This window comes from Sphaerisporangium sp. NPDC088356 (assembly GCF_040685555.1).
Taxonomy (GTDB): domain Bacteria; phylum Actinomycetota; class Actinomycetes; order Streptosporangiales; family Streptosporangiaceae; genus Sphaerisporangium.
Genome location: NZ_JBFBIK010000041.1, coordinates 47559 through 58781, shown reverse-complemented (window position 1 = coordinate 58781; position 11223 = coordinate 47559). Strand labels below are relative to the sequence as shown.

Below are 11223 nucleotides of genomic sequence, written 5' to 3'. Positions count from 1 at the left end.
TCTTCCGCGCGGCGGAGGAGCTCGGCATCGACCTGTCCCGGCGCGAGCCGAGCAGTGTCGAAGAGGTCTGATTTTCAAGCGAGGGGATAAGAAGTGCTCGACGTCAACTTCTTCGACGAGCTGCGAATCGGTCTCGCCACGGCCGACGATATCCGTCAGTGGTCGCACGGCGAGGTTAAGAAGCCCGAGACCATCAACTACCGCACCCTGAAGCCGGAAAAGGACGGGCTCTTCTGCGAGAAGATCTTCGGCCCCACCCGCGACTGGGAGTGCTACTGCGGCAAGTACAAGCGCGTCCGCTTCAAGGGCATCATCTGTGAGCGCTGTGGCGTCGAGGTGACTCGCGCCAAGGTGCGGCGTGAGCGGATGGGCCACATCGAGCTGGCCGCTCCGGTCACCCACATCTGGTACTTCAAGGGCGTCCCGTCGCGCCTCGGGTACCTGCTGGACCTGGCCCCGAAGGACCTCGAGAAGGTCATCTACTTCGCGGCCTACATGATCACGTATGTCGACACCGAGATGCGTGCTCGTGACCTGCCGTCGCTGGAGGCGAAGATCTCCGTCGAGCGGCAGCACATCGAGCAGCGTCGCGACGCCGACATCGAGGCCCGGCAGAAGAAGCTCGAGGCCGACCTGGCCGAGCTGGAGGCCGCCGGAGCCAAGGGCGACCAGCGCCGCAAGGTGCGCGAGGGTGCCGACCGCGAGATGCGTCAGCTCCGCGACCGCACCCAGCGCGAGCTCGACCGCCTGGAAGAGGTCTGGAGCCGGTTCAAGAACCTCAAGGTCCAGGACCTCGAAGGTGACGAGCTGCTCTACCGCGAGATGCGCGACCGTTTCGGCCGCTACTTCCGCGGTGGCATGGGCGCCCAGGCCATCCAGGAGCGCCTGAACAACTTCGACCTGGCCGCCGAGGCCGAGTCGCTGCGCGAGACCATCCGCAGCGGCAAGGGTCAGAAGAAGGCTCGCGCGCTGAAGCGGCTGAAGGTCGTGTCCGCGTTCCTCACGACGCGCAACTCGCCCAACGGCATGGTCCTCGACTGCATCCCGGTCATCCCGCCGGACCTGCGCCCGATGGTGCAGCTCGACGGTGGCCGGTTCGCGACCTCGGACCTCAACGACCTGTACCGCCGGGTCATCAACCGGAACAACCGCCTCAAGCGGCTTCTGGACCTCGGCGCGCCCGAGATCATCGTCAACAACGAGAAGCGGATGCTGCAGGAGGCCGTCGACGCGCTGTTCGACAACGGCCGCCGCGGCCGTCCGGTCACCGGACCTGGCAACCGTCCGCTGAAGTCGCTGTCCGACATGCTCAAGGGCAAGCAGGGCCGTTTCCGGCAGAACCTCCTCGGCAAGCGTGTCGACTACTCCGGCCGTTCGGTCATCGTCGTCGGCCCGCAGCTGAAGCTGCACCAGTGCGGCCTGCCCAAGCAGATGGCGCTGGAGCTCTTCAAGCCGTTCGTGATGAAGCGCCTGGTCGACCTGAACCACGCGCAGAACATCAAGTCGGCGAAGCGCATGGTCGAGCGTGCCAGGCCGGTCGTGTGGGACGTGCTCGAAGAGGTCATCACCGAGCACCCGGTGCTGCTCAACCGCGCGCCGACCCTGCACCGCCTCGGCATCCAGGCCTTCGAGCCGCAGCTCGTCGAGGGCAAGGCGATCCAGATCCACCCGCTCGTCTGCACCGCGTTCAACGCGGACTTCGACGGCGACCAGATGGCGGTCCACCTGCCGCTGTCGGCGGAGGCCCAGGCCGAGGCACGCATCCTGATGCTCTCGACCAACAACATCCTCAAGCCGGCCGATGGCAAGCCCGTGACCATGCCCACCCAGGACATGATCATCGGTCTCTACTGGCTGACCACCCAGCTTGACGGCGCTGAGGGCGAGGGCCGGGTCTTCGGCTCGGTGTCCGAGGCGCTCATGGCCTACGACCGGCGCGAGCTGAACATCCAGGCCAAGATCCAGGTCCGCGTCAAGGACGTCCCGCCGCCGCGGGGCTGGCAGGCGCCCGAGGGCTGGGAGGCCGGCGAGGCCTACCGCCTGGAGTCCACCCTGGGCCGGTGCCTGTTCAACCAGACGCTGCCCGACAACTACCCGTTCGTGAACTCGCAGATCGGGAAGAAGCAGCTCTCGACGATCGTCAACGAGCTCGCTGAGAAGTACCCGAAGGTCGAGGTCGCGACCGCTCTGGACGCGCTCAAGGACGCGGGCTTCCACTGGGCGACCCGCTCCGGCGTCACGATCTCCATCGACGACGTCGTCGCGCCGCCGAACAAGGCCGCGATCATGGAGTCGTACGAGCGGAGGGCCGACAAGGTCCAGCGCGAGTACGAGCGCGGTCTGATCACCGACGAGGAGCGCCGTCAGGAGCTCATCGAGATCTGGACGCACGCTACGGCGGACGTCGAGACCGACATGGTGAACGCCTTCCCGGCGACCAACTCCGTCTGGATGATGGTCAACTCCGGCGCCCGAGGCAACAAGATGCAGGTCCGTCAGATCGCGGGTATCCGTGGTCTGGTGTCCAACACCAAGGGTGAGACGATCCCGCGGCCGATCAAGTCCTCCTTCCGTGAGGGCCTGTCGGTGCTGGAGTACTTCATCTCCACCCACGGACAGCGGAAGGGCCTCGCGGACACCGCTCTGCGTACCGCCGACTCGGGTTACCTGACCCGTCGTCTGGTGGACGTCGCGCAGGACGTCATCGTCCGTGAGATCGACTGTGGCACCGACCGCGGCGTCCCGCTGCACGTCGGCGAGCGCGACTCGTCCGGCAACCTCGTCAAGGCGGAGAACGCCGAGAGCAACGTGCACGGCCGCATCCTGGCCGAGGACGTCGAGGTGGACGGCAAGATCATCGCTACGGCGGGTATCGACATCACCGATATCACCGTCACCGCGCTGGTCGAGGCCGGCATCGAGACCGTCCGCACGCGCAGCGCGCTGGTGTGCGAGGCCAAGATCGGTGTCTGCGCCACCTGCTACGGCCGCTCGCTGGCGACCGGCAAGCTGGTGGACGTCGGCGAGGCCGTCGGCATCATCGCGGCCCAGTCGATCGGTGAGCCCGGCACGCAGCTGACGATGCGCACCTTCCACACCGGTGGTGTGGCGGGCGCAGACATCACCCACGGTCTGCCCCGTGTGCAGGAGCTGTTCGAGGCGCGCGTCCCCAAGGGTGTCGCCCCGATCAGCGAGGCCGACGGCCGCGTGCGCATTGACGAGACCGACAAGACCCGCAAGATCGTCATCACCCCGGACGACGGCTCCGACGAGATCGCCTACCCGGTGTCGATGCGGTCGCGCCTGCTGGTCAGCGATGGCCAGCGAGTGACGGTGGGCCAGCAGCTCATCGCCGGTGCGGTCAACCCCAACGAGGTGCTGCGCATCCTCGGCCCCCGGGCCGTGCAGCTCCACCTGGTGGCCGAGGTCCAGCAGGTGTACCGCTCGCAGGGTGTGTCGATCCACGACAAGCACATCGAGATCATCGTGCGGCAGATGCTCAAGCGCGTGAATGTGCTCGAGTCGGGTGACACCGATCTGCTGCCCGGCGAGCTCGTCGAGCGGCCGCGCTTCGAGATGGTCAACCGCGAGGTCGTCGCCGAGGGCGGTACCCCCGCCTCCGGCCGTCCGGTCCTCATGGGCATCACCAAGGCCTCGCTCGCGACCGAGTCGTGGCTGTCGGCGGCGTCCTTCCAGGAGACCACGCGGGTGCTCACCGACGCGGCGATCCACGCCAAGTCGGACTCCCTGCTCGGTCTCAAGGAGAACGTCATCATCGGAAAGCTCATCCCGGCGGGTACGGGCATGTCCCAGTACCGCAACATCCGGGTCGAGCCCACCGAGGAGGCCAAGGCGGCGATGTACACCGTCGGCGGCTACGACGGCTCCGCGACCGACTACACCTTCGGCACGGGCAGCGGCGAAGCCGTCCCGCTGGAGGAGTACGACTTCGGTCAGTACAACCGCTAGCGGCCCGGCCGGCATCGCCGGCCGGTCCCGGCACCGAGCGGACGAGGGGCGCGCGTTTCCCGGAAGGGGAGCGGGCGCCCCTCGCGGCGTCTCCGGGCCTGTGGCCGGTCGCCGGCCGCCCGGGAGGCCGGCGCGAGAGTGGGCTCCTCGCGTACGACGCCGGGGACCCCCACGCCGGCGACGGGGGAGGGGCGACAACGGGAAACCGTCGATAGAAGTCCCCGGGTGCCGGTAAACTTGACGGGAGCCTGATAGCGGTCGGCGGGAAACCGGCCGCGGGACCACGACACGCCCCGAAGCCGCCCACATGAGCGGATCGGCGCAACCGTTTTGACGTGTTGCGATGGGCTAGGTAGTCTTGCCCTTCGTGCCCGTGGCTTCATGGGCTCACATGCGTGCGCTTCAAGGCCTCCACGGAGGCCGGATGGACGCCGCATGATCTCCTTCATTGGTCAGGCCATCGTCTGGCGCAGTGCGGCAAAGATCGCGACACGCCCGAACGCGTGGGTCGGAGCCGAAGGAAAAACAGCAGGTCATGACACCGGCAGAGCCTGCGAAACGCACGACTTTTCGAATTACCGGCCAAGCATGAACGGAGACGCGGTGCCCACGATTCAGCAGCTGGTCCGCAAGGGCCGCCAGGACAAGGTCAGTAAGACCAAGACCCCGGCGCTCAAGGGGAGCCCCCAGCGACGCGGCGTTTGCACGCGCGTGTACACGACGACCCCCAAGAAGCCGAACTCCGCCCTCCGCAAGGTGGCGCGTGTCCGGCTCACCAACGGCATCGAGGTGACGGCCTACATCCCTGGTGTCGGTCACAACCTTCAGGAGCACTCCATCGTGCTCGTGCGTGGCGGTCGTGTGAAGGACCTGCCGGGTGTTCGATACAAGATCATCCGCGGTTCGCTGGACACCCAGGGCGTCCGCAACCGCAAGCAGGCCCGCAGCCGTTACGGCGCGAAGAAGGAGAAGAGCTGACATGCCGCGCAAGGGTCCCGCTGGGCGCCGACAGCTTGTCGCAGACCCGGTGTTCAACTCACCGCTGGTCACCGCGCTCATCAACAAGGTGCTTCTGAACGGCAAGCGATCGCTCGCCCAGTCGATCGTCTACGACGCCCTCGAGGGCTGCAAGGACAAGTCGGGCAACGACCCGGTCGTCACGCTGAAGCGCGCTCTCGACAACGTCAAGCCCACTCTTGAGGTGCGCAGCCGCCGTGTCGGTGGCGCCACCTACCAGGTGCCGGTCGAGGTGCGCGCGGCGCGCAGCACCACCCTGGCGCTCCGCTGGCTGGTGCAGTACTCCCGCGCCCGCCGCGAGAAGACCATGACCGAGCGGCTGATGAACGAGCTGCTCGACGCGAGCAACGGCCTCGGCGCCAGCGTCAAGCGGCGTGAGGACACGCACAAGATGGCCGAGTCCAACAAGGCCTTCGCCCACTACCGCTGGTAACCCCAGCGGCGACGACGAGACGACGAGGACGCGAGAGAAGTGGCGACAACGACCGCTCTTGACCTGGCCAGGGTCCGCAACATTGGGATCATGGCCCACATCGACGCGGGCAAAACCACCACGACCGAGCGCATCCTGTTCTACACCGGTATCAACTACAAGATCGGTGAAGTCCACGAGGGCGCTGCCACGATGGACTGGATGGAGCAGGAGCAGGAGCGCGGCATCACCATCACCTCCGCCGCTACCACCTGCATGTGGCTTGATCACACGATCAACATCATCGACACTCCCGGCCACGTCGACTTCACCGTCGAGGTGGAGCGGTCGCTGCGCGTTCTTGACGGTGCGGTCGCGGTCTTCGACGCCGTCGCCGGTGTCGAGCCGCAGTCGGAGACGGTGTGGCGCCAGGCCGACCGTTACGGCGTTCCCCGCATCTGCTTCGTCAACAAGATGGACCGGGTCGGCGCCGAGTTCCACCGCTGCGTCGACATGATCGTGTCGCGCCTCGGTGCGACTCCGCTGGTCATCCAGCTTCCCTGGGGCGTCGAGGCCGACTTCAAGGGCATCATCGACCTGGTGAAGATGAAGGGCCTGATCTGGAGCGCCGAGGCGGCCAAGGGCGAGATGTACGACACCGTCGACATCCCGGCCGACCACGCCGACGTCGCCCGTGAGTGGCGCGACAAGCTCATCGAGACCGTCGCAGAGCACGACGACGAGCTCATGGAGCTGTTCCTCGAGGGCGTCGAGCCCACCGAGGAGCAGCTGGTCGCCGGCATCCGCCGCGCGACGCTGGCCAGCGCCCTCAACCCGGTCCTGTGCGGCACCGCGTTCAAGAACAAGGGCGTGCAGCCCCTGCTCGACGCGATCGTGGCCTACCTCCCGGCCCCGACCGACATCCCCGCGCTCAAGGGGCACGCGGTCGGCAACGAGGACCAGGTCATCGAGCGCCACGCGGACCCGGCCGAGCCGTTCTCCGCTCTGGCCTTCAAGATCATGAGCGACCAGCACCTGGGCAAGCTCACCTTCATTCGCATCTACTCGGGCACGCTCGACACCGGTACGTCGGTCGTGAACTCCGTGAAGGGCAAGAAGGAGCGCATCGGCAAGATCTACCAGATGCACGCCAACAAGCGCGAAGAGCGCCCGCAGGCCGTCGCAGGTCAGATCGTCGCCGTCATGGGCCTGAAGGACACCACCACCGGTGACACCCTCAGCGACCCGGCGCACCAGGTCGTCCTGGAGTCGATGAACTTCCCGGCTCCGGTCATCAACGTCGCGATCGAGCCGAAGACCAAGGGCGACCAGGAGAAGCTGGGCACCGCGATCCAGCGCCTGGCCGAGGAGGACCCGTCCTTCCAGGTCCGGCGGGACGAGGAGACCGGGCAGACGGTCATCTGGGGTATGGGTGAGCTCCACCTGGAGATCCTCGTCGACCGGATGCGCCGCGAGTTCAAGGTCGAGGCCAACGTCGGCCGCCCGCAGGTCGCCTACCGCGAGACCATCCGCCGCAAGGTGGAGAAGATCGAGTACACGCACAAGAAGCAGACCGGTGGTTCCGGCCAGTTCGCGCGCGTGATCATCGATCTGGAGCCGCTGGGCGAGGGCAACGACGGTTACGAGTTCAAGAACAGCGTCAGTGGTGGCCGCATCCCCCGGGAGTACATCCCGTCGGTGGACGCGGGCGCCCAGGAGGCCGCCGAGTTCGGTGTGCTGGCCGGCTACCCGATGGTGGGCGTCAAGGTCACCCTTCGGGACGGTGCCTACCACGAGGTCGACTCCTCCGAAATGGCCTTCAAGATCGCCGGTTCGATGGCCTTCAAGGAGGCCGCGCGCCGTGCCGACGCCGTAATCCTGGAGCCGATGATGGCCGTCGAGGTCACCACGCCCGAGGACTACATGGGTGACGTCATCGGTGACCTCAACGGTCGCCGCGGGCAGATCCAGGCGATGGAAGACAGGACCGGGGCAAAGGTCATCAATGCCCTCGTTCCGCTGTCAGAGATGTTCGGTTACGTGGGTGACCTGCGAAGCAAGACCCAGGGCCGGGCTGTCTACAGCATGCAGTTCGACTCCTATTCGGAGGTGCCCCCGGGCATCGCCAAGGAGATCGTCGCGAAGGCTCGGGGCGAATAGTCCCCGGAGTCCGATGGCTCGGGTGGTGAGAGATCGTCGCCCCGCAGCCAAGGGGCTCGGGGCCGAATAGTCCCCGGAGTCCGAATGGCTGGGGTCGGCGGGACACCGCCGCCCGGCAGCCGGAGGGGCTCGGGACGAATGGTTCCGGTCCCCTCGTCTGGGGCGGTGAGCGATCGCCGCCCCGGGCATACGGGCTCCGAGCCCGAGTGAGACTACGCAAGTCAAGTCAGAATCTCTAAGGAGACAGAGCAGTGGCCAAGGCCAAGTTCGAGCGGACCAAGCCGCACGTGAACATCGGCACCATTGGGCACATCGACCACGGCAAGACCACTCTGACCGCGGCGATCACCAAGGTGCTCCACGACCGTTTCCCTCACCTCAATGAGGCGACCCCGTTCGACAAGATCGACAAGGCGCCCGAGGAGAAGGCCCGCGGCATCACCATCTCCATCGCCCACGTCGAGTACCAGACCGAGAAGCGCCACTACGCCCACGTGGACTGCCCCGGTCACGCCGACTACGTGAAGAACATGATCACTGGTGCGGCCCAGATGGACGGCGCGATCCTCGTGGTCGCCGCCACCGACGGTCCGATGCCCCAGACCAAGGAGCACGTCCTCCTGGCCCGCCAGGTCGGCGTCCCCTACATCGTCGTCGCCCTGAACAAGGCCGACATGGTCGACGATGAGGAGATCCTGGAGCTCGTCGAGCTCGAGGTCCGCGAGCTGCTCTCCGCCCAGGAGTTCCCGGGCGACGACCTGCCGGTCGTTCGTGTCTCGGCGCTGAAGGCGCTCGAGGGCGACGAGAAGTGGGGCGACTCCATCATCGAGCTCATGAACGCCGTGGACGACAACGTCCCCGAGCCCGTTCGTGACACCGACAAGCCCTTCCTCATGCCGATCGAGGACGTGTTCTCGATCACCGGCCGCGGCACCGTCGTGACCGGTCGTATCGAGCGCGGCATCGTCAAGGTCAACGAGACCGTCGACATCATCGGTATCAAGGAGAAGAGCACCACGACCACCGTCACCGGTGTCGAGATGTTCCGCAAGCTCCTTGACGAGGGCCGGGCCGGAGACAACGTCGGCCTGCTCCTGCGTGGCATCAAGCGCGAGGACGTCGAGCGCGGCCAGTGCATCATCAAGCCGGGCACGACCACCCCGCACACCGAGTTCGAGGCTCAGGTCTACATCCTGTCCAAGGACGAGGGCGGCCGCCACACGCCGTTCTTCAACAACTACCGCCCGCAGTTCTACTTCCGTACCACGGACGTGACGGGCGTCGTGACCCTCCCCGAGGGCACCGAGATGGTCATGCCCGGTGACAACACCGAGATGACCGTCCAGCTCATCCAGCCCATCGCGATGGAGGACGGTCTCAAGTTCGCCATCCGCGAGGGTGGCCGCACCGTCGGTGCGGGTCGAGTCACGAAGATCATCAAGTAGCGCGATCACGGGTCGGCGGTCGGCCTCGGGGAACCGGGGGCCGGCCGCCGCACCACGAAGGGGCCGACCAGTCGGCCCCGGAGCCCACAGCGAGCTTCGAGCCCGATCCAGGCCCGTGATCTCGCAGCCGTCTCGGCCCAGAGAGACCGAGATGACTGCAAGATCACGGAAGAAATAGGCGGGTCACGGGGCGTCTGCCACGTGGGACACCCATAGCGGCAAAAGGCCGCACGAAACTTTTGCAGGACGACAGCGAAGGACACCGAGGCCATTATGGCGGGACAAAAGATCCGCATCCGGCTTAAGGCCTATGACCACGAGGTCATCGACAGCTCGGCCAAGAAGATCGTCGAGACGGTGACGCGGACTGGCGCGAAGGTCGCGGGCCCGGTGCCGTTGCCGACCGAGAAGAACGTGTACTGCGTCATCCGCTCGCCGCACAAGTACAAGGACAGCCGTGAGCACTTCGAAATGCGCACGCACAAGCGGCTGATTGACATCATCGATCCGACGCCGAAGACCGTCGACTCGCTCATGCGGCTCGACCTTCCGGCCGGCGTCGACATCTCGATCAAGCTCTGAGGGAACGCACTGACATGGCTAAGCAGATCAAGGGCGTCCTGGGCAAGAAGCTCGGCATGACCCAGGTCTTCGATGAGGGCAACCGGATGGTTCCGGTCACCGTCGTCGAGGCCGGTCCGTGCGTGGTGACCCGCGTCCGCACTGAGGACAAGGACGGCTACTCCGCTGTTCAGCTCGGCTACGGGCAGGTGGACCCGCGCAAGGTGAACAAGCCGCTGGGTGATTATCTGCGCAAGCACGACATCACCCCGCGCCGCTACTTCGTCGAGCTTCGGACCACGGACGCCTCCGAGTACACGCTCGGCCAGGAAGTCCTGGCCGACACCTTCGAGGCCGGGCAGTACGTCGACGTGACCGGCAAGAGCAAGGGCAAGGGCTTCGCGGGTGTCATGAAGCGTCACGGCTTCAAGGGCCTCAGCGCCTCGCACGGCACCCAGCGCAAGCACCGCTCACCCGGCTCCATCGGCGGTTGCGCCACGCCGGGTCGCGTTTTCAAGGGCCTGCGCATGGCCGGCCGGATGGGTAACGTCCGGACCACCATCCAGAGCCTCAAGGTTCACGCTGTGGACGCCGAGAAGGGTCTCATCCTGATCAAGGGTGCGATTCCCGGTGCCAATGGCAGCCTGGTTCTCGTCCGCACCAGCGCCAAGAAGGGGGCTGCCAAGTGAGCACCATTGACGTCCTCGACGCGGCCGGCGCGAAGTCCGGCAGCGTCGACCTGCCGGAGGACATCTTCGGCGCCAAGGTCAACATCCCGCTGATCCACCAGGTCGTCGTCGCCCAGCTCGCCGCGCGCAGGCAGGGCACGCACAAGACGAAGACCCGTGGTGAGGTCAGCGGCGGTGGCAAGAAGCCGTACCGCCAGAAGGGCACAGGCCGCGCCCGTCAGGGCTCGACCCGCGCCCCGCAGTTCGCCGGCGGTGGCATCGTCCACGGCCCGCAGCCGCGGGACTACACCCAGAAGACGCCCAAGAAGATGAAGGCCGCCGCTCTCCGCGGGGCCCTCAGCGACAGGGCGGCCGGCGGTCGCGTGTACGTCATCGACGGTCTGGTCACGGGGGAGACCCCGAAGACCAAGTCCGCGCTCGAGGCGCTGCGCAAGATCACCAACGCTCGCAGCGTTCTCGTCGTGGTCGACGAGGGTGACGAGCTGACCTGGCTGAGCCTGCGGAACGCGCCGGAGGTTCACCTCCTGGACGCGGGCCAGCTGAACACGTACGACGTGCTCTGCTACGACGACGTGGTCTTCACGCGCCCCGCGTACGACCAGGTCGTGGCTCGGCTCAGCAAGAGCGGGAAGGAAGACGCCTGATGCAGAAGATCGCCGACCCGCGCGACATCATCATCAAGCCGATCGTCTCCGAGAAGAGCTACGGCCTGATCGACGAGCACAACAAGTACACGTTCTTGGTTCGCAAGACGGCCAACAAGACCCAGGTGAAGATCGCGATTGAGCAGATCTTCGGCGTCAAGGTCTCGAGCGTGAACACGATCAACCGGCAGGGCAAGCGCAAGCGGACCAAGTTCGGTTACGGCCAGCGCCCGAGCACCAAGCGGGCGATCGTGAGCCTGGTGGAAGGCGATCGGATCGACATCTTCGGTCAGATCAGCTGAAACCGCGCATTGCCAAGCAACATC

At 66.3% G+C, this 11223-nt stretch carries 9 protein-coding genes; all 9 read left to right on the top strand.

From position 1 onward, the window contains the following. Positions 1–93: 93 nt before the first annotated feature. Positions 94–3969, top strand: a complete 3876-nt coding sequence (locus AB0O34_RS17720) for a DNA-directed RNA polymerase subunit beta' (RefSeq protein WP_363916461.1) — start codon at positions 94–96, stop codon at positions 3967–3969. 603 nt (positions 3970–4572) lie between these two features. Beyond that, complete coding sequence (rpsL, locus tag AB0O34_RS17715; RefSeq protein ID WP_061253213.1) at positions 4573–4947, top strand: 30S ribosomal protein S12; 375 nt, start codon at positions 4573–4575, stop codon at positions 4945–4947. Between the two features lies 1 nt (position 4948). Continuing rightward, positions 4949–5419 carry a 30S ribosomal protein S7 gene (rpsG, locus tag AB0O34_RS17710; RefSeq protein WP_358546952.1) on the top strand — a complete coding sequence of 157 codons (471 nt, stop codon included), beginning with the start codon at positions 4949–4951 and terminating at the stop codon, positions 5417–5419. A gap of 39 nt (positions 5420–5458) precedes the next feature. Beyond that, positions 5459–7558, top strand: coding sequence for an elongation factor G (gene fusA, locus AB0O34_RS17705; protein ID WP_363916460.1), 2100 nt, complete (start codon positions 5459–5461; stop codon positions 7556–7558). Positions 7559–7809: 251 nt separating this feature from the next. Then, the gene (gene tuf, locus AB0O34_RS17700) at positions 7810–9003 is read left to right on the top strand and encodes an elongation factor Tu (protein WP_358546947.1); all 1194 of its coding nucleotides are present in this window, start codon (positions 7810–7812) and stop codon (positions 9001–9003) included. Positions 9004–9276: 273 nt separating this feature from the next. After that, positions 9277–9585, top strand: a complete 309-nt coding sequence (gene rpsJ / locus AB0O34_RS17695; RefSeq protein ID WP_012887830.1) for a 30S ribosomal protein S10 — start codon at positions 9277–9279, stop codon at positions 9583–9585. Positions 9586–9599: 14 nt separating this feature from the next. Continuing rightward, positions 9600–10253 (top strand): 50S ribosomal protein L3, encoded by a 654-nt coding sequence (gene rplC, locus AB0O34_RS17690; protein ID WP_363916459.1) that lies wholly within the window; start codon positions 9600–9602, stop codon positions 10251–10253. Beyond that, complete coding sequence (gene rplD / locus AB0O34_RS17685) at positions 10250–10897, top strand: 50S ribosomal protein L4 (protein ID WP_363916458.1); 648 nt, start codon at positions 10250–10252, stop codon at positions 10895–10897. Before rplC ends, rplD begins: the two co-directional genes overlap by 4 nt. After that, the gene (gene rplW, locus AB0O34_RS17680) at positions 10897–11199 is read left to right on the top strand and encodes a 50S ribosomal protein L23 (protein ID WP_358546942.1); all 303 of its coding nucleotides are present in this window, start codon (positions 10897–10899) and stop codon (positions 11197–11199) included. Before rplD ends, rplW begins: the two co-directional genes overlap by 1 nt. Positions 11200–11223: the final 24 nt, after the last annotated feature.